This is a genomic window from Pseudomonas sp. SA233 (genome assembly GCF_054792385.1).
The window spans coordinates 391313-410406 of the sequence record NZ_CP096449.1; the positions used below are offsets into that span (position 1 = coordinate 391313).

The window sequence follows — 19094 nt, forward strand, 5'->3', positions numbered from 1 at the left end:
GCCCCGCCAATCGACGGGGTTGAGGTACGAGCGTGGCAGCTCGAAAAGCATACTGCCCCTCGCAGGGAGGGGCAGCGGGCTGCCTTACAGCAGCATGGTGCGGATATCGCCCAGCACGTCGCCCAGGCGCTTGGTGAAGCGCGCGGCGGCAGCGCCGTTGATCACACGGTGATCGTAGGACAGCGACAGCGGCAGCATCAGCTTCGGCTGGAAGGCCTTGCCATCCCAGACTGGCTGCATGGTCGCCTTGGAGACGCCCAGGATCGCCACTTCCGGTGCGTTGACGATCGGCGTGAAGCCGGTGCCGCCAATGTGGCCGAGGCTGGAGATGGTGAAGCAGGCGCCTTGCATCTCGTCGGCCGACAGCTTCTTGGTGCGGGCTTTTTCGGCCAGCGCAGCCGCTTCGGCAGCCAGTTGCAGCAGGCTCTTCTGGTCGACGTTCTTGATCACAGGGACCAGCAGGCCGTCCGGGGTGTCCACGGCAAAGCCGATGTGCACGTACTTCTTGCGGATGATGGCCTTGCCGCTTGGCGCCAGCGAGCTGTTGAAGTCTGGCAGTTCCTTGAGCAGGAAGGCGCAGGCCTTGAGCAGCAGGGGCAGCACGGTCAGCTTAACGCCAGCCTTTTCGGCCACGGCCTTCTGCGCAACGCGGAAGGCTTCCAGCTCGGTGATGTCGGCGGAGTCGAACTGGGTCACGTGCGGCACGTTCAGCCAGCTGCGGTGCAGGTTGGCAGCACCGACCTGCATCAGGCGGGTCAGGGCCACTTCTTCCACTTCACCGAACTTGCTGAAGTCCACGGCAGGGATCGGCGGGATGCCGGCGCCACCGGTTGCGCCGGCGGCTGCCGGTGCCTCCTTGGCCTTCTGCATCATCGCCTTGACGTAGACCTGCACGTCTTCTTTCAGGATGCGGCCGTGCGGACCGGTCGCGGCAACCGCGCCCAGGTCGACGCCGAATTCACGGGCCAGCTGACGAACCGCCGGGCCTGCGTGAACCTTGGCGTTGCTACCGGCAGCCGGTGCGGTAGCAACCGGTGCAGGGGCAGCAGCCGGGGCTGCAGCGGCAGGTGCGGCGGCCGGAGCCGCTTCAGCCTTGGCCGGGGCAGCAGCGGCAGGTGCCGGAGCAGCAGCCGGGGCAGCGCCCGCGACTTTCAGCTTGAAGATCAGGTCGCCAGTGCCGACTTCGTCTTCCAGCTTGCACAGGACTTCTTCGACCACGCCGGCAGCCGGCGACGGGATTTCCATGGAGGCCTTGTCGGACTCCAGGGTAATCAGCGACTGGTCGGCTTCGACGGTGTCGCCGACCTTGACCAGCACTTCGATGATCTTGGCCTTGCCCGACGAACCGATGTCCGGCACGTGGATGTCCTGCACGCTGGCGGCAGCCGGGGCTGCTGCCGGAGCTGGGGCAGGGGCGGCTTCGGCGGCCGGAGCCGGCGCAGCAGCCTGGGCCGGAGCGGCGGCCGGAGCCTCAGGGGCCGCTGCAGCGGCGCCCTCGGCTTCCAGGACCAGCAGCTCGTCGCCTTCTTTCAGGCGGTCGCCCAGCTTGACCTTCAGTTCCTTGATGACGCCGGCTTTCGGGGCCGGGATCTCCATGGAGGCCTTGTCGGACTCCAGGGTCAGCAGGCTCTGGTCAGCCTCGATACGATCACCGACCTTGACGAACAGCTCGATGATTTCACCTTCACCGCTGCCGATGTCAGGTACGCGAATGAGTTCGCTCACTTAAAAATACTCCTCAGCAGTCCAGTGGGTTGCGCTTGTCCGGGTCGATACCGAACTTGACGATAGCGTCTGCAACAACCTTTGGTTCGATCTCGCCGCGGTCAGCCAGGGCTTCCAGGGCAGCCAGCACCACGAAGTGGCGGTCGACTTCGAAGAAGTGACGCAGCTTCTTGCGGCTGTCGCTGCGACCGTAACCGTCGGTACCCAGGACCTTGAACTCTTTGCTCGGTACCCACTGGCGAATCTGCTCGGCGAACAGCTTCATGTAGTCGGTGGAGGCGATGACCGGGCCCTTGCGACCGTTCAGGCACTGCTCGACATAGGTCTGCTGTGGCTTCTGGCCAGGCTTCAGGCGGTTGGCGCGTTCCACGGCCAGGCCGTCGCGACGCAGTTCGTTGAAGCTGGTGACGCTCCACACGTCGGCACCAACGTTGAACTCTTCACGCAGGATCTTCGCTGCTTCGCGGACTTCGCGCAGGATGGTGCCGGAGCCCATCAGCTGTACGTGGTGCGCGGCTTCGCGGGTGTCTTCTTCCAGCAGGTACATACCTTTGATGATGCCTTCCTCGACACCGGCCGGCATGGCTGGCTGCTGGTAGGATTCGTTCATCACGGTGATGTAGTAGAAGATGTCCTGTTGCTCTTCGGTCATCTTCTTCATGCCGTCCTGGATGATCACCGCCAGCTCGTAGCCGTAGGTCGGATCGTAGGTGCGGCAGTTCGGGATGGTGCCCGCCATCATGTGGCTGTGACCGTCTTCGTGCTGCAGGCCTTCACCGTTAAGGGTGGTACGGCCGGCAGTACCGCCGATCAGGAAGCCACGGGTGCGGCTGTCGCCAGCGGCCCAGGCCAGGTCGCCAATACGCTGGAAGCCGAACATCGAGTAGAAGATGTAGAACGGCAGCATCGGCTGGTTGTGGCAGCTGTACGAGGTACCGGCAGCGATGAACGACGACATGGCGCCGGCTTCGTTGATGCCTTCCTCGAGGATCTGGCCCTTCTTGTCTTCGCGGTAGAACATCACCTGGTCTTTATCGACTGGCTCGTAGAGCTGGCCGACCGACGAGTAGATGCCCAGCTGGCGGAACATGCCTTCCATACCAAAGGTACGGGCTTCGTCCGGGATGATCGGGACGATGCGCTGGCCGATTTCCTTGTCCTTGACCAGCTGCGCCAGAATACGCACGAAGGCCATGGTGGTGGAGATTTCGCGGTCGCCCGAGCCGTCCAGGATCGCTTTCAGCGTTTCCAGTGGCGGGGTCGGTACGCTGAAGCTCTTGGCGCGGCGCTGTGGCACGAAACCGCCCAGGGCAGCACGGCGCTCGGCCAGGTACTTGGCTTCGGCAGAACCTTCTTCCGGCTTGAAGAACGGCAGGTTCTCCAGGTCGGCATCCTTGACCGGGATGTCGAAGCGGTCACGGAAGTGACGCAGGCTGTCGACGTCGACCTTCTTGGTGTTATGCGCGGTGTTCTTGGCTTCGCCGGCACCGGTACCGTAACCCTTGATGGTCTTGGCCAGGATGACGGTAGGCTGGTCCTTGTGGTTGACCGCCTGGTGGTACGCCGCGTAAACCTTGTACGGGTCGTGGCCGCCACGGTTGAGCTTCCAGATCTCTTCGTCGGACAGGTCTTCGACCATGGCCTTGAGCTCTGGGGTGTTGAAGAAGTTTTCACGAACGTACGCGCCGTCTTTGGCTTTGTAGTTCTGGTACTCGCCGTCGATGACTTCGTCCATGCGGCGCTGCAGGGCACCGTTGGTGTCCTTGGCGAACAGTGGGTCCCAGAAGCGGCCCCACACGACCTTGTTGACGTTCCAGCCACCGCCACGGAACACGCCTTCGAGTTCCTGGATGATCTTGCCGTTGCCGCGAACCGGGCCGTCGAGGCGCTGCAGGTTGCAGTTGATGACGAAGATCAGGTTGTCCAGCTTCTCGCGGCCGGCCAGGGCGATTGCGCCCAGGGATTCCGGCTCGTCGCACTCGCCGTCACCCATGAAGCACCAGACCTTCTGCTTGCCGGCCGGGATGAAGCCGCGGGCTTCCAGGTACTTCATGAAACGTGCCTGGTAGATGGCCTGGATCGGGCCCAGACCCATCGAAACGGTCGGGAACTGCCAGAAATCAGGCATCAACCATGGGTGCGGGTACGAAGACAGGCCGTTGCCGTCCACTTCCTGACGGAAGTTGTTCATCTGGTCTTCGCTGATGCGGCCTTCCATGAACGCACGGGCGTAGATGCCTGGCGAAGCATGGCCCTGGAAGAAGATCAGGTCGCCGCCGTGTTCTTCGGTCGGGGCCTGGAAGAAGTAGTTGAAGCCGATGTCGTACAGGGTGGCGCTGGAGGCGAAGCTGGAGATGTGTCCGCCCAGGTCCGAGTCTTTCAGGTTGGTACGCATGACCATGGCCAGGGCGTTCCAACGCACCATCGAGCGAATGCGGCGTTCCATGAACAGGTCGCCAGGCATGCGTGCTTCGTGGGTGACAGGGATGGTGTTGCGGTATGGCGTGGTGATCGCATACGGCAGCTGGGAGCCACTACGGGTGGCCAGCTCGCCCATACGGGTCATCAGGTAATGAGCGCGGTCTTCGCCTTCTTTGTCGAGGACCGACTCCAGGGCATCCAGCCATTCCTGGGTTTCGATTGGATCGAGGTCTTGCATGGCTTGCTCCAGGGCGGAAAGGCAACCAGAATCGATTGCCTGAGATTGCGACTGGCCTTATGGGCAGACGTCGTGAATTCTTGGATTACCGGGGTGTCCTCCGGCGCCGTGTAGTTTTACTACATTTGCTTTCGCATTTCATGCTTTTACACGACACGAGTAGTAGTAAAACTACATTTGTGCGACGTTTCGTCGCATGTTGGCTTGTGAGGAAAAACGTTCATGTTGGTTGGCATTGTGTCGCGAACGGGTAATTCTTGATGTTTGCTGCCATTTTTTCGCTTCTTTCAGCTATTTCCAACTTTTGTACGACAGTCCAACCGTGGTCCGGCTTCCCCTTGGCCGCTTCTTCCCCTCTATTTCACGCCGATCAAGGATAGACCATGCGCCTACCTTTGCCGTCCGATCTGCCCGCTACCCTGCAGCCGCTGGTCGCGCGCAACCAGCAATTCATCAGCGATGCGGTGGCTGCCCACCCGGAACTCGACCTCCAGGCCTGGAGCCCGCTGCACCGGCAACAGTTCGACCAGGTAGCCGCCGCCAGCGACTTCGTGCTCGGCCTGATCCGGCGCGAGCCGGCCATGCTGTTCGGCCTGCTGGCCAGTGGCGAGCTGGATCGGCGTTACGCCGCGGGTGAACTGCGCGGGCACATCGCTGCAGCCGCCCAGGCGGCGCAGAGCGAGGACGAGCTGGCGCGCAACCTGCGCCGCGAGCGCAACCGCCAACAGCTGCGCATCATCTGGCGCGACATCACCCGCCAGGCCGCGCTGGGCGAAACCTGCCGCGACCTGTCCGACCTGGCCGACGCCGCCATCGACGAAGCCTACCAATGGCTGTACCCGCGCCACTGTCAGCAGTTCGGCACGCCTGTCGGCAACCGCAGCGGCCAGCCGCAGCACATGGTGGTGCTGGGCATGGGCAAGCTGGGCGCGGTGGAGCTGAACCTGTCGTCGGACATCGACCTGATCTTCGCCTTCCCCGAAGGCGGCGAAACCGAGGGGGTGAAGCGCTCGCTGGACAACCAGGAGTTCTTCACCCGCCTGGGCCAGCGCCTGATCAAGGCGCTGGACCCGGTCACCGTCGACGGTTTCGTGTTCCGCGTCGACATGCGCCTGCGCCCGTATGGTTCGGCCGGCGCGCTGGTGCTCAGCTTCAATGCCCTGGAGCAGTACTACCAGGACCAGGGCCGTGACTGGGAACGCTACGCGATGATCAAGGCGCGGGTTGTGGCCGGCGACCAGGCGACCGGGGCACAGTTGCAGGAGATGCTGCGGCCGTTCGTGTACCGCCGCTACCTGGACTTTTCCGCGATCGAAGCGCTGCGCACCATGAAGCAGCTGATCCAGCAGGAAGTGCGGCGCAAGGGCATGTCCGACAACATCAAACTGGGTGCCGGTGGCATTCGCGAGGTGGAATTCATCGCCCAGGCTTTCCAGCTGATCCACGGCGGGCGCGACCTCAGCCTGCAACAGCGGCCGCTGCTTAAAGTGCTGGCCACCCTCGAGGGCCAGGGCTACCTGCCGCCAGCCGTGGTCGCCGAGTTGCGCGAGGGTTATGAGTTCCTGCGCTATACCGAACACGCCATCCAGGCCATCGCCGACCGCCAGACGCAGATGCTGCCGGACAACGAGATCGATCAGGCGCGGGTGGCCTACATGCTTGGCTATGCCGACTGGCAAAGCTTCCATGACCAGCTGACGCACTGGCGTGGCCGTATTGACTGGCACTTCCGCCAAGTGATCGCCGACCCGGATGATGAAGACGGCGAGGGCGAGCTGGTGGTGGGGGGGGAATGGTCACCGCTGTGGGAGCAGGCACAGGATGAAGATGCGGCTGGCCGTCAGCTGCAAGAGGCCGGTTTCCAGCAGCCCGCCGAAGCCCTGCGGCGCCTGGCCGCGCTGCGCTCCAGCCCGCAGCTGCGTTCGATGCAGCGGATTGGCCGTGAGCGCCTGGACGCCTTTATCCCACGGTTGCTGGCCCAGGCTGTGGAACATGACAACCCCGACCTGGTGCTCGAGCGCGTGCTGCCGCTGGTCGAGGCCGTGGCTCGGCGTTCTGCCTACCTGGTGCTGCTCACCGAAAACCCCGGCGCCTTGCGCCGCTTGCTGACCCTGTGCGCCGCCAGCCCGTGGATTGCCGAGCAGATTGCCCGCTACCCGCTGCTGCTCGACGAGCTGCTTAACGAAGGCCGCCTGTTCAGCCCGCCACTGGCGCCGGAGCTGGCCAGCGAACTGCGCGAACGCCTGACGCGCATCCCTGAGGACGACCTGGAACAGCAAATGGAGGCGCTGCGCCACTTCAAGCTGGCCCACAGCCTGCGCGTGGCCGCTTCGGAAATCAGCGGCAACCTGCCGCTGATGAAAGTCAGCGACTACCTGACCTGGCTGGCCGAGGCCATCCTCGACCAGGTACTGGCCCTCGCCTGGCGCCAGACCGTGGCCCGCCACGGCCAGCCCAAGCGCAGCGACGGCAGCCTGTGCGACCCGGGCTTCATCATCATCGGCTACGGCAAGGTCGGTGGCCTGGAGCTGGGCCACGGTTCGGACCTGGACCTGGTATTCATCCATGATGGCGACCCGCAGGCGGAAACCGACGGCGCCAAGCCGATCGACAGTGCGCAGTTCTTCACCCGCCTGGGCCAGCGCATCATTCACCTGCTGACCACCCAGACCAACTCGGGCCAGCTGTATGACGTGGACATGCGCCTGCGCCCGTCGGGTGCCTCGGGTCTGCTGGTGAGCTCGCTGGGAGCGTTCGAGCGCTATCAGCAGAACGAGGCCTGGACCTGGGAGCACCAGGCCCTGGTGCGGGCCCGGGTGCTGGTGGGCTGCAAGCAGGTGGGCACGGCATTCGAAGGCGTGCGCGCCAAGGTGTTGGGCCAGGCCCGCGACTTGGAAAAACTGCGCAGCGAAGTGAGCGAAATGCGCGCCAAGATGCGCGACAACCTCGGCACCAAGGCCACCGCTGCCGGTACCGCGGCCAACGCCTTCGAGGCCGGTGTGCCGTTCGATATCAAGCAGGATGCCGGCGGTATCGTCGATATCGAATTTATGGTGCAATACGCCGCTTTGGCCTGGTCCCACGACCACCCGGCCATACTCCGATGGACCGATAACATCCGCATTCTGGAAGAGCTGGAGCAGGCGGGTTTGATGCCGGCCAGTGACGCGGTGCTGTTGCGTGAAGTGTACAAGGCGTTCCGCTCGGCCTCGCACCGCCAGGCCCTGCAGAAGCAGGCCGGGGTTATCGATGCGGCGCAGTTTGCCGATGAACGCCGTGAGGTGCGGCGGATCTGGGGTGAATTGGGCCTTACCTGAAGGCCCCGCCAACCCTGTGGGAGCGGGTTCACCCGCGAATAAGGCCACGCGGTGCCTGGCACCGGCTTCGCCGGTGTTCGCGGGTAAACCCGCTCCCACAGGGTCTGCACTCAGCGGCGGATATGCCTGAGTGGTACACTGTCCGCCACATAGCCTGAAGATAAAGAGGGGAGGCCAGGCTGTACCGCAGCCTGTAGCCTCCCCGAGCGTTTCTGGACTAAGCATGAGAATACTGATCATTGGCCCCAGCTGGGTCGGCGACATGGTGATGGCGCAGACCCTGTTCCAGTGCCTGAAACAGCAGCATCCCGACTGCGTGATCGATGTGCTGGCCCCCGAGTGGAGCCGGCCGATCCTCGAACGCATGCCCGAGGTCCGTCAGGCCCTGAGCTTCCCGCTCGGCCACGGCGCACTGGAACTGGCCACGCGGCGACGCATCGGCAAGTCCTTGGCCGGCCAGTACGACCAGGCCATCCTGCTGCCCAACTCGCTGAAGTCGGCGCTGGTGCCGTTCTTTGCCGGTATCCCCAAGCGAGCCGGCTGGCGCGGCGAAATGCGCTTCGGCCTGCTCAACGACGTGCGCAAGCTGGACAAGGCCCGTTACCCGCTGATGATCGAGCGCTTCATGGCCCTGGCCTACGCACCCGGCGCCGAGCTGCCGCAGCCGTACCCGCGCCCCAGCCTTCAGATCGAAGCGCAAAGCCGCGACGCCGCCCTGGCCAAGTTCGGCCTGGAGCTGGACCGCCCGGTGCTGGCGCTGTGCCCCGGTGCCGAGTTCGGCGAGGCCAAGCGCTGGCCGGCCGAGCACTACGCCACCGTGGCCGATGCGATGATCCGCCAGGGCTGGCAGGTGTGGCTGTTCGGCTCGAAGAACGATCACCCGGTCGGTGAGCAGATTCGCGATCGGCTGATCCCGGGCTTGCGTGAAGAGTCGTCCAACCTGGCCGGCGAAACCTCGCTGGCCGAGGCCATCGACCTGATGTCCTGCGCCCATGCCGTGGTGTCAAACGACTCGGGCCTGATGCACGTGGCCGCCGCGCTGAACCGCCCGCTGGTGGCGGTGTACGGCTCGACCTCGCCGGGCTTCACCCCGCCGCTGGCCGAGCACGTGGAAGTGGTGCGCACCGGCATCGAGTGCAGCCCGTGCTTCGACCGCACCTGCCGCTTCGGCCACTACAACTGCCTGCGCCTGCTGGAACCGGGCAAAGTCATCGCTGCCCTGCACAGCCTGACCGGGCCGGACCTGATCGATACCGTGGCCGAGGTCGACTAAGTGCGGGTACTGATCATCAAGACTTCGTCGCTGGGTGATGTGATCCACACCTTGCCGGCGCTTACCGATGCCGCCCACGCCATCCCGGGCATCCGCTTCGACTGGGTGGTGGAAGAAGGCTTCGCCGAAATCCCCAGCTGGCACCCGGCGGTCGACCAGGTGATCCCGGTGGCCATTCGCCGCTGGCGCAAGAACCTCTGGCAAACCATCAAGAGCGGTGAGTGGAAGGCATTCAAGCAACGTGTACGCGAGCGCAAGTACGACCTGGTGATCGACGCCCAGGGCCTGGTCAAGTCGGCCTGGCTGACCCGCTATGTGAAGGCGCCTGTGGCTGGCCTGGACCGCTACTCGGCCCGGGAGGGCTGGGCCAGCCGCTTCTATGACCGGCGCCTGTCGGTTGCCACCGGCCAGCATGCGGTGGAGCGGGTGCGCCAGCTGTTCGCCATGGCCCTGGCCTACGACCTGCCGGAAGGCATCGGCAACTACGGCCTCGACCTCGAGCGCCTGCAACTGCCGCCGGCCGCCCCCTATGTGGTGTTCCTGCACGGTACCACCTGGGCGACCAAGCACTGGCCCGAAGCCTACTGGCGCGAACTGGCCGAGCGCATGGGCCGGCGCAAGCTGGAAGTGCGCCTGCCGTGGGGCAACCCGGCCGAGAAGGCGCGGGCCGAGCGCATCGCCCAGGGCTTGAACAACTGCCAGGTACTCCCCAAATTGAACCTTGCCGGCGTCGCACGCGTGTTGGCGGCGGCAAAAGCCTGTGTGGCGGTCGATACCGGCCTCGGCCACCTGGCGGCGGCACTCGATGTGCCCACCATTTCGCTGTTCGGCCCGACCAACCCGGGCCTGACCGGCGCCTACGGACGGACCCAGATTCACCAGGCCAGTGACTGGCCCTGCGCGCCCTGCCTGCAGAAGAAGTGCACCTACAAACCGAGCGCCGACGACCTGCGCCGGTTCGATCTGAAACGCGAGTGGCCGCTGTGCTTCACTCGCCTGAATCCCGAGCATGTGGCGAGCCGCTTGAGCGCGTTGCTGCTGGCTGAGGATGTCCGTTGATGCAACTGGCTTTCGTGCTTTACAAATATTTCCCCTTCGGCGGGCTGCAGCGCGACTTCATGCGCATTGCCCTGGAATGCCAGAAGCGGGGCCACCAGATCCGTGTGTACACGCTGATCTGGGAGGGTGACATTCCGCCGGGCTTCGAAGTGCTGGTGGCGCCGGTGAAGGCGATTTTCAATCACCGCCGCAACGAGAAGCTCAGCGCCTGGATGGCCGCCGACCTGGCCAAACGCCCGGTCGACCGCCTGATCGGCTTCAACAAGATGCCTGGGCTGGATGTGTACTACGCCGCCGACGGCTGCTTCGAGGACAAGGCGCAGACCCTGCGTGGCGGTCTGTACCGCCGCTGGGGCCGCTACCGGCACTTTGCCGAGTACGAACGTGCGGTGTTCGCCAAGGACGCCCATACCGAAGTGCTGATGATTTCCGAAGTGCAGCAGCCGCTGTTCATCAAGCACTACGGCACCCCGGTGGAGCGTTTCCACCTGCTGCCGCCGGGCATTTCCCAGGACCGCCGCGCGCCGGCCAATGCCGGCGAAATCCGCGCCGAGTTCCGCAAGGAATTCAACCTGGGCGATGACGACCTGCTGCTGGTGCAGATTGGCTCAGGCTTCAAGACCAAGGGCGTTGACCGCAGCCTCAAGGCCCTGGCCGCGCTGCCATCGGCCTTGCGCAAACGCACCAGGCTGATGGTGATCGGCCAGGATGACCCCAAGGTGTTCCAGCTGCAAAGCGCTACCTTGGGCCTGGGCGAGCAGGTGCAGTTCCTCAAGGGCCGCAGCGACATCCCGCGCTTTCTGCTTGGCGCCGACCTGCTGATCCACCCGGCGTACAACGAGAACACCGGCACGGTGCTGCTCGAGGCACTGGTGGCCGGCCTGCCGGTGCTGGTCTCCAAGGTGTGCGGCTACGCCCACTACATTGCCGAGGCCGACAGCGGCCTGGTGCTGGACGAGCCGTTCGAGCAGGAACAGCTCAATGGCTACCTGCAGCGCATGCTCGAAGACCAGCAGGCCCGCGCCAGCTGGTCGCGCAACGGCCTGGCGTTTGCTGAAACCGCCGATCTGTACAGCATGCCGCAGCATGCCGCCGACGTGATCCTGGGGCAGGAGTCCGCATGAAGCTGATACTGGCCGAACCGTTCAAGCGCCTGTGGGCCGGGCGTGATGCCTTCGATGCCGTGGAGGCGCTGCAAGGCGAGGTCTATCGCGAACTGGAAGGGCGCCGCACGCTGCGCACCGAAGTCGCGGGCGAGGGCTTCTTCGTCAAGATCCACCGCGGCATCGGCTGGGGCGAGATCTTCAAGAACCTGCTTACCGCCAAGCTGCCGGTACTCGGCGCCGGCCAGGAATGGCAGGCCATCCAGCGCCTGCACCAGGTTGGCGTGCCGACCATGACAGCCGTCGCCTATGGCGAGCGTGGCAGCAACCCGGCCGCGCAGCACTCGTTCATCATCACCGAAGAGCTGGCGCCGACCACCAGCCTGGAAGACTTCAGCATCGACTGGGTCAGGCAGCCGCCCGAGCCGCGCCTGAAGCGCGCGCTGATTGCCGAAGTGGCGAAGATGACCGGCGGCATGCACCGCGCCGGGGTCAACCACCGCGACTGCTACATCTGCCACTTCCTGCTGCACACCGACCGCCCGGTGACGGCGGAAGACTTCAAACTGTCGGTAATCGACCTGCACCGCGCGCAGACCCGGGCGAAAATCAGCCGACGCTGGCGCGACAAGGACCTGGCCGCGCTGTACTTCTCGGCGCTGGACATCGGCCTGACCCAGCGCGACAAGCTGCGCTTCCTGCGCGGTTACTTCCAGCGCCCGCTGCGGCAGGTCCTTAAGGATGAAGCCGCGCTGCTCGCCTGGCTGGAGCGCAAGGCGCAGAAACTCTATGACCGCAAGCAACGCTATGGGGATGCACTCTGATGGCGGGGTGGACACTGGCGCCGGGCTACAAACACCTGGCGGCGGACTTCGGCAGCCTCGATGCTGTATTTGCCCTGCAAGGCGAGCGCCTGACCCGCGACCCGCTCAGTGAGGTGGTGCGTATCACGCGTGACGGGGTCAATTATTACGTCAAGCGCTACACCGGGGCCGGCAAGCACATGCGCCGTTACCTGGGCCGGCCGCGGATCAAGGCCGAATGGCAGAACCTCAAGCAGTTCGACAAGTGGGGCATTCCCACTGCCGAAGTGGTGGCCTGGGGCCTGGAGCGCAATGGCCTGGCCTTTGGCCGGGGGGCCATGATCACCCGCGAACTGCCGCATACCGAAGACTTGTCGGCGCTGGCCGAGCGTAACGATGCACGCCTGGCCGATCGCGCCTGGGTCGGGCATGTCAGCAGCCAGCTGGCGCGCCACACCCGGGTCATGCACCAGCACCACTTCGCCCACAACGACCTGAAATGGCGCAACTTGCTGGTCGACGACCAGGGCACGCTATTCTTCATCGACTGCCCCACCGGCGATTTCTGGCGCGGCTTCATGTGGCGGCACCGGATGATCAAGGACCTGGCATGCCTGGACAAAGTGGCCAAATACCACCTGTCGGCGACCCAGCGCCTGCGTTTCTACCTGCAATATCGTGGCCGCGACCGGCTGAATGTGCGTGACAAGAAGCGCATTCGCCAGGTGGTGAGCTTTTTCGAGGGAAGGGAATGACCGATTACCTGGCCAGCGCGGACCTCGCGCTGCTCAAGCGCCATGGCCTGGACGACTTCGAGGCACTGTGGGCGCTGCAACTGGATGCCGTGGACGAACCGAACACCGGCCGCGGTGGCTGGAGCAGCGTGTACCGCCTGGAGCTCGAGGGCAAGGGCTACTACCTCAAGCGCCAGAGCGACTACCTGACCCGTACCCTGCACCGGCCATTCGGCGAGCCGACCTTCGCCCGCGAATTCCGCAACATCAGCCGTTACCAGAAACTGCAGATTCCGGCCTTGCAGGCGGTGTTCTACGGCGAGCGCAAGAATGGCGGCACGCACCGGGCGATCCTGATGACTCGTGCTCTGGACGAATGGGCCGACCTCGACAGCTTGCTGGCCCGGTGGCCACAACTGAGCGATGCCGAACGCAATGGTGTCCTGCAGGCCTGCGGCCAGCTGGCGCGCACCCTGCACAGCGCCGGCCAGGTGCATGGTTGCTTCTACCCCAAGCACATCTTCCTGCGTCAGCGCCGCGAAGGCTGGGACGCGCAACTGATCGACCTGGAGAAGACCCGACCCCTGCTGTTCGGCATGCGTGACCGCCTCAAGGACCTGGAGCCGTTGCTGCGCCGCGCACCGGTCTGGGACGAGCGCGATGTACGTACCTTGCTGGCCAGCTACCTGGCGCAGCCTGCCGATGGCACGCTGGTCGATACCTGGCTGCAACGCCTGACGCAACGCCGTCGTGAAAAAGAGGCCCGCTGATGCGTTTGTCTGAATTGAAAGAGGCCGGGCGCAGCCCCTCGTTGCCCCTGAGCATCACCCTGGCCGATGCCGCCGGCACGGCCGACCTGCAATTGCTCAGCCTGCTGCGCGTGCTGCCGGGCCAGCGCTATGTGGGTGCCGGCGTGTGGCGCGGTACCCCGGTGCTGGCCAAGCTGCTGGTCGGTGGTAGCGCTGCACGGCATTTCCAGCGCGAACTGCAAGGCGTGAAACTGCTGGCCGAGCAGGGCCTGACCACGCCGAAGCTGCTGGCTGACGGCCTCAAGGAAGGCGAGGGCGGCTGGCTGCTGTTCGAATTCCTCGACGGCGCCGAGAGCCTGGCCGATGCCTGGGCGGCAGTGGAGAGCTTGCCGGTGTTGGCAGACGAGCAGCATCTGGTGCTGGGCGAGGCGCTCACTGCAGTGGCGCACATGCACGCCCGGGGCCTGTGGCAGGAAGACCTGCACCTGGACAACCTGCTGCGCCACGGCGGCAAGCTGTACCTGATCGACGGCGCCGGCATCAAGGCCGAAACGCCTGGCCAGCAGCTGTCACGCCCGCGTGTGCTGGAAAACCTGGGGGTGTTCTTCGCTCAGCTCCCCAAGCGCCTGGAGCCTTTCATCGAAGAACTGCTGGTTCACTACCTGCTGGCCAACGCCGAGCATGCGCTGCCGCTGGAAGCCTTGCAGAAGCAGGTGGACAAGGTGCGCAGCTGGCGCCAGAAGGATTACCTGGAAAAGGCTGGTCGTGAATGCAGCCTGTTCAGTGTCGAGCGCAGCCTTTCGGGCTTGCGGGCAATCCGCCGCGACGAGGTCGAAGCCATGCTGCCGGTACTGGAGCAGGCCGACGCGTTGATCGATCAGGGTCACCTGTACAAGACCGGTGGTGCGGCCAGTGTGGCGCGCATCGAGGTTGGCGGCCGCACGCTGGTGCTCAAGCGCTACAACATCAAGAACACCGCGCACTGGTTCAAGCGCTTCTGGCGCCCGAGCCGGGCCTGGCATTCCTGGATCGAAGGCCATCGCCTGGAATTCCTCGACATTGCCACGCCGCGTCCACTGGCGGTGCTGGAGCAACGGGTGATGGGGCTGCGAAGCCGTGCCTACCTGGTCACCGAGTATATCGATGGCCCAGACCTGGCCGAATGCTTCGCGCCCTACGTGGATAACGGCGATGCGCCCGAGGAGCAGGTGGATGCCCTGGTGCATGTGATGCAGCAGCTGATTCGCGAGCGTATCAGTCACGGTGACTTCAAGGGCCACAACCTGTTCTGGCACAACGGCCAATGGTCGCTGATCGACCTTGACGCCATGTGCCAGCACGCCACCCAGCTCAGCTTCGCCCCGGCCTACGCCCGTGATCGGGCGCGGCTGCTGCGCAACTGGCCGAGTGGCAGTGCCTTGCATCAGCGGCTGGACCGGCTGCTGCCCAAGCTGGCCGAGTAATCCGCCGGCAGTGCCAGCCAGTCGCTGCTGCGGCCTGGCTGGCGCACGCGAATGCGCCATTGGCCGCCCTGTTGGCGCAGTACTGCCCAGGCGTGGACTGCGCCCAGTGCCTTCTCGGGCAGCAGCAAATGGTATTGCCCGGCAAGCAGGTGCCGTCGAACCGACAACTGATGGTTACCCAACTGCAGATAGAGTTGCCCCCCAGCGTCGTGCAGGTCGGCGTCCCCTGCCACCGGTTCGCCCGCTAATGGTTGTTGCAGGCGTACCTCTTCCAACAGCTGAGCTATGTCAGGCAACCCGTCATGCCAAAGCACGATGGAATCGACCACCCAATTGCCGTTGCGCAGCCGTTTGATCGGCAGTTGCGCGTAGGCATCCGGCTGCCTGGGGTCGAGTACCCGCCAGCGATAGCCGTCGAAGTGGACGTTGTACAACCGCCCCTGGCTGTCCTTGACGAAGTACCGGTCCGGACCCGGCACGCTGTTGATCTGTTCGTACACTTCCTCGCCATGAACGCCGTCGATCCGGTAGCGCAGCTTGCTCACATCCACGGCCGCTTCGTGGGTATTCGGCAGTGGGCGCGGAGGTTGCGGCGGCAGGCCGCGCATCGCCCTGCGCATGAGGGGCGAACCAGCGAAACTGGACAACCCATCGGCGCTGTGGCTCAAAGCGGCCATGGCGTGGTGGAAGGTTGCTGCATAGTCCTCTTTTTCCAGGGCTTCGAAGCCGTCCCACAGCGAAATCGACATACGGCCGAAGGCCAGGGCTGACATTGTCGGGGCCGGTAGCACGAGGCTGATCATGTCGAGAACCAGGCGCAGCGTCGACAGCCCGTACTCGCCGAGCAGCTCGCGGTTGCTGCGGCTGTTGGTATCGGCCTCGGCGATCATGGCGTGGACCTGGGCCTTGTAAAGGGCATCGAAGAGGTTGCCGTTGATCATTGGCCTTTGCACGTATGGCCCGAGGCGGCCCTTGCGCACCAACTTGTCGAGCCGCTTGCCATCAGCCAGAGGCGCGCGCTGGATCAGGTACTTTCGCAAGGAAGGCGTGCTGCGAAGGGTTCTGAGCAGCGCCCGGGTATCGGGGTATTCACGCCATGCGCGCCGATCGGGAGCGTCCGGCGTATACAGCACCAGCGACGGCTGGTTGTCGCTCTCGGCATTGAGCAGCAGTACCCCTTGCAGCGTGTGCCCGTCGATGATCAGTTGGCGCACCGCGATACGATGCTCGTCGATGGTAGGGCGCCAATTGTTGTCGGGGTGGTCGGTGACGGCTTTGACCCAGCGATAGCCCCGCTCGTGGGTATCGTTCAGAAAGTGCCTGGCATAGCGGGCCTTGGCCGCCTCGGCGCGCATGCGGGCGCGGTTCATGTTGCCGTGGCATTGCATGCGCCAGCGCGCACCTGGAGACTCCAGCAGGTGGGTTCGCAGGTAGCGGATGTAGCCACTGCCGGCGTCTAGCTCACGCACCAGGCGCTTTACCCCTTCCGCGGATATTGATTCCAGCGTGGAACCGTCTTCGTGGTGTATTCGGGCAGTCAGCCAGTAATCGACGTCGAACCAGCCGATGTTCAACAGGGCCAGCTCGTCCAGGCGGTAGGTGGTGGTTACCAGTTCGATGGTGCCACCGACATGGCGACGGTTGGCAACGGCCACGTAACCCGAAGGTGCCAGCGGGTTGATCAGCGGGCCGGTGCGGTGTGCAAGTGTGACGGTTATGCAGACTTTTTCGGCAGGCAATTCGATGGAGAATTCGCGCCGCAGCGCCTTGCCGAGGCGTTCGCGCACCCATGCCAGCAGGTGGTGGCGATTGCCGAACGCCTCAAGGGTCAAAAGGCCGGGTGCAGCGGCCTGTGTGATGGCCCCGGCGAGCTCCTGGATCGTTTGCATGATGTGCGTCAGGCTTTGCGTGGAGCTCTGGCGCAGCCAGGCGGGCAGGTGTTTTTCCAGCAGCAGCGCATAACGGGTGGACAACGCATATTGGCTGCCCATGAGATCGGTCAGTGACTGCTGTTTGGCCAGGGTGCTTTTCAGTGCCGGTAGATTGGGGTTCTGGTCAAGCGCCCAGGCGGCGTGCCAGGCGATGGTAAGCCGTTGATGCTGCGCGTCGATCACGTCAGTGGCCTGTTGTTCGACCAGGTCACCGGTAAACCACTCGTAGCGCAGCCGGTCGGCACACCGGACCAGTTGCTGGTCCTGCAGGCGGGGTAGCAATTGCAGCATTGGCCGGCTTTGCATGGGGTCGTCCAGACGCTCGCACAGCTCCCTGTGCAGTTCGGCCAGGTTGGCGAAGCCTTCAACGCCATGAGACACGCTGCACAGCAGTGCCTGGCCTGTGACTGTTGCAGGCTCGGCAATGGCCCCTTCCGGTGCTTCTGCCACCAGTACCAGCACGCCGGGTAACGGTAACCGGCCATGGGGGCTTGAACGGTTGAATACCGGCCGATAAACCTGGGCCCGGTGGGTGTCTGGCAGGTGGTTGCGCTGCCAGGGTAGCGGCAGCTCCAGGGAGGTGCGCAGCAGGCTGATGTGGCTGTAGTCCAGGGTCTGGTCGGCGAGGCGCAGTTCCAGCTCGGCCAGAAGTTGCTCATGACGCAGTTCGCGCAGTTGTCGGGCGCGGCTGTGGCCTGCTTCGACAGGGTCGTTCCAGAACGCTGCCAGGTCACCGAAAAAACGCTGACGCATGGCGGCCGGTTCAGTTTCGCCCGCCAGTTCGGGCTTGCCTTGCTCAAGGGCGATCAGTTGTTGATCGAGCGCTTCGAGGCGCTGCAAAGGTGTCATGGTATGGCTCCTTGGAAAATGGCAGCCAACCATGTCGCGGCAAAAGAGGGTGCGGGTATTACCCGGCTACTGCCGTGGACGAGGGTAGAAACCTTGCAGGCCAAGAGCCGCCGACACCCCCAGGCCGAGCCAGGCCAGGCTGTCCCAGACCCCGTCCCCCAGCAAGGCGGCAAATAGCCCCACGGCAGTGAGCAGGGCCACGACCGTCGGCCATATGAAGATACGCCAGGTCGGCTGTGACTTGTGGCTCATGCCCGCGCCTCCCGCTTCGTGCGTTGTTTGCCCCACCACAGGTACAAGCCGCTGCAGAGGACGATGATGGTCAGCACATCGAGTAGCGCCCACAGGATTTGCATTGGCCGGCCACCGTAGTCACCGAAGTGCAGCGGTTGCGACAGGCCCATGGCATCCATGTACCAGGGGCGTTCGTCGACGGCGGTCACCGTTAGTGTTCGCGCATCGATCAGTACGGGCGTGAGCAGGTGCGAGGTCAGGTGCGTGGCGCCCTTCATGAACACCGCATAGTGGTGCTCGCTGGAAAAGCGTGTGCCGGGGAAGGCGATGAAGTCCGGGCGCATGCCGGGGGCGGCCTGTTCGGCGATGGTCAGCAGGTGGGTGGCCGGAGCGCGTTCGGTGAGCGGTGGGGCATCACGGTACGGGGCAACCATGGCGGCCAGGCTGTCGTTGCGCCAGGCGGCGATGACCAGGTCCGACAGCGCGCTGATGACACCGGTCACGCCTACTGTCAGTGCCCAGGCCAAGGTGATCACGCCGATCAGGTTGTGCAGGTCGAGCCAGCGCAGGCGACGGGATTTGCCGTGGCGCACCGTGCCGAAGTCCAGGCGACGCATGAATGGTGCATAGAGCACTGTGCCGGAGATGATCGCCACGACGAATAGCACGCCCATGAAGGCAAGCAGCAGCTTGCCGGGCAGGCCGGCGAACATGTCAACGTGCAGGCGCAGCATGGTCATCATGAAGCCGCCGTTGGCGGCCGGCATGGCCACGGCTTCACCGGTGCGGGCGTCGAGCATGAAGGTGTGCGACGAATTGGGTTCGGTGCCGGCGGTGGCGGCGGTGATGGCCACTACGCCGTTGGCTTCGTCCTCGTCGTAGCCGAAGTACTGCATGACCTCGCCGGGGCGGTGCTGCTCGGCCTTGATCACCAACTGCTGCAGGTCGAGGTGTGGCGTATCGGCCGGCATTTCCCGCAGTTCGGGGGCGTCGCCGAGCAGGTGTTCGAGCTCGTGGTGGAAGATCAGCGGCAGGCCGGTGACTGCCAGCAACAGCAGGAACAGGGTGCAGACCAGGCTGCTCCAGGTGTGGATCACCGACCAGCGGCGGATGGTTGGGCTTTTCATCACGGTACCGATTTTTGCCTGTTGGAAGCTGGGGCTGCTGCGCAGCCCTTTCGCGACACAAGGCCGCT

Annotated in this window: 13 protein-coding genes; 8 read left to right on the forward strand and 5 right to left on the reverse strand. The window is 64.5% G+C overall.

Annotated features, from left to right (window positions below; genetic code table 11):
* Positions 1 to 84: 84 nt before the first annotated feature.
* Together aceF and aceE are read right to left on the reverse strand one after the other, a co-directional pair.
* Entirely contained in the window at positions 85 to 1725 is a 1641-nt protein-coding gene (gene aceF / locus M1D87_RS01805) for a dihydrolipoyllysine-residue acetyltransferase (protein ID WP_015268676.1), read from the reverse strand.
* A 13-nt stretch (positions 1726 to 1738) separates the two neighbouring features.
* Complete coding sequence (gene aceE / locus M1D87_RS01810; protein ID WP_003258640.1) at positions 1739 to 4384, reverse strand: pyruvate dehydrogenase (acetyl-transferring), homodimeric type; 2646 nt, start codon at positions 4382 to 4384, stop codon at positions 1739 to 1741.
* 383 nt (positions 4385 to 4767) lie between these two features.
* Here aceE and glnE point away from each other — a divergent pair, with 383 nt between their 5' ends.
* The 8 genes from glnE (at position 4768) to M1D87_RS01850 (ending at position 14885) form a co-directional block, all read left to right on the forward strand.
* The gene (glnE, locus tag M1D87_RS01815; RefSeq protein WP_123084630.1) at positions 4768 to 7701 is read left to right on the forward strand and encodes a bifunctional [glutamate--ammonia ligase]-adenylyl-L-tyrosine phosphorylase/[glutamate--ammonia-ligase] adenylyltransferase; all 2934 of its coding nucleotides are present in this window, start codon (positions 4768 to 4770) and stop codon (positions 7699 to 7701) included.
* 223 nt (positions 7702 to 7924) lie between these two features.
* Entirely contained in the window at positions 7925 to 8974 is a 1050-nt protein-coding gene (gene waaF, locus M1D87_RS01820; RefSeq protein WP_123084629.1) for a lipopolysaccharide heptosyltransferase II, read from the forward strand.
* Positions 8975 to 10033, forward strand: coding sequence for a lipopolysaccharide heptosyltransferase I (waaC, locus tag M1D87_RS01825; protein ID WP_015268679.1), 1059 nt, complete (start codon positions 8975 to 8977; stop codon positions 10031 to 10033).
* Positions 10033 to 11157, forward strand: coding sequence for a glycosyltransferase family 4 protein (locus M1D87_RS01830; protein WP_013970538.1), 1125 nt, complete (start codon positions 10033 to 10035; stop codon positions 11155 to 11157). Before waaC ends, M1D87_RS01830 begins: the two co-directional genes overlap by 1 nt.
* Positions 11154 to 11960 (forward strand): lipopolysaccharide core heptose(I) kinase RfaP, encoded by an 807-nt coding sequence (gene rfaP / locus M1D87_RS01835; protein WP_421091527.1) that lies wholly within the window; start codon positions 11154 to 11156, stop codon positions 11958 to 11960. Before M1D87_RS01830 ends, rfaP begins: the two co-directional genes overlap by 4 nt.
* A complete protein-coding gene (locus M1D87_RS01840; RefSeq protein ID WP_123084628.1) occupies positions 11960 to 12694 on the forward strand; it encodes a lipopolysaccharide kinase InaA family protein in 735 nt (244 codons plus the stop codon). Before rfaP ends, M1D87_RS01840 begins: the two co-directional genes overlap by 1 nt.
* The gene (locus M1D87_RS01845; RefSeq protein WP_123084627.1) at positions 12691 to 13443 is read left to right on the forward strand and encodes a lipopolysaccharide kinase InaA family protein; all 753 of its coding nucleotides are present in this window, start codon (positions 12691 to 12693) and stop codon (positions 13441 to 13443) included. Before M1D87_RS01840 ends, M1D87_RS01845 begins: the two co-directional genes overlap by 4 nt.
* Positions 13443 to 14885 carry a lipopolysaccharide kinase InaA family protein gene (locus M1D87_RS01850; protein ID WP_123084626.1) on the forward strand — a complete coding sequence of 481 codons (1443 nt, stop codon included), beginning with the start codon at positions 13443 to 13445 and terminating at the stop codon, positions 14883 to 14885. The genes M1D87_RS01845 and M1D87_RS01850 overlap by 1 nt, the downstream gene beginning before the upstream one ends.
* Here M1D87_RS01850 and M1D87_RS01855 read toward each other — a convergent pair.
* The 3 genes from M1D87_RS01855 to M1D87_RS01865 form a co-directional block, all read right to left on the reverse strand.
* Positions 14846 to 17665, reverse strand: coding sequence for a dermonecrotic toxin domain-containing protein (locus M1D87_RS01855; RefSeq protein WP_123084625.1), 2820 nt, complete (start codon positions 17663 to 17665; stop codon positions 14846 to 14848). The genes M1D87_RS01850 and M1D87_RS01855 overlap by 40 nt on opposite strands.
* Positions 17666 to 17731: 66 nt before the next feature.
* Entirely contained in the window at positions 17732 to 17917 is a 186-nt protein-coding gene (locus M1D87_RS01860) for a hypothetical protein (RefSeq protein WP_039613215.1), read from the reverse strand.
* On the reverse strand, positions 17914 to 19026 hold the full coding sequence (locus M1D87_RS01865) for a PepSY-associated TM helix domain-containing protein (RefSeq protein WP_123084624.1): 1113 nt from the start codon (positions 19024 to 19026) through the stop codon (positions 17914 to 17916). Before M1D87_RS01865 ends, M1D87_RS01860 begins: the two co-directional genes overlap by 4 nt.
* Positions 19027 to 19094 lie beyond the last annotated feature (68 nt).

Excerpts from the sequence above, each read along its gene's own strand:
- glnE (WP_123084630.1), top strand. The coding sequence starts at position 4,768 with ATGCGCCTACCTTTGCCGTCCGATCTGCCCGCTACCCTGCAGCCGCTG.
- rfaP (WP_421091527.1), top strand. The coding sequence starts at position 11,154 with ATGAAGCTGATACTGGCCGAACCGTTCAAGCGCCTGTGGGCCGGGCGT.
- M1D87_RS01830 (WP_013970538.1), top strand. The coding sequence starts at position 10,033 with ATGCAACTGGCTTTCGTGCTTTACAAATATTTCCCCTTCGGCGGGCTG.
- M1D87_RS01855 (WP_123084625.1), bottom strand. The coding sequence starts at position 17,665 with ATGACACCTTTGCAGCGCCTCGAAGCGCTCGATCAACAACTGATCGCC.
- M1D87_RS01865 (WP_123084624.1), bottom strand. The coding sequence starts at position 19,026 with ATGAAAAGCCCAACCATCCGCCGCTGGTCGGTGATCCACACCTGGAGC.
- waaF (WP_123084629.1), top strand. The coding sequence starts at position 7,925 with ATGAGAATACTGATCATTGGCCCCAGCTGGGTCGGCGACATGGTGATG.
- M1D87_RS01860 (WP_039613215.1), bottom strand. The coding sequence starts at position 17,917 with ATGAGCCACAAGTCACAGCCGACCTGGCGTATCTTCATATGGCCGACG.
- M1D87_RS01845 (WP_123084627.1), top strand. The coding sequence starts at position 12,691 with ATGACCGATTACCTGGCCAGCGCGGACCTCGCGCTGCTCAAGCGCCAT.
- M1D87_RS01850 (WP_123084626.1), top strand. The coding sequence starts at position 13,443 with ATGCGTTTGTCTGAATTGAAAGAGGCCGGGCGCAGCCCCTCGTTGCCC.
- M1D87_RS01840 (WP_123084628.1), top strand. The coding sequence starts at position 11,960 with ATGGCGGGGTGGACACTGGCGCCGGGCTACAAACACCTGGCGGCGGAC.
- aceE (WP_003258640.1), bottom strand. The coding sequence starts at position 4,384 with ATGCAAGACCTCGATCCAATCGAAACCCAGGAATGGCTGGATGCCCTG.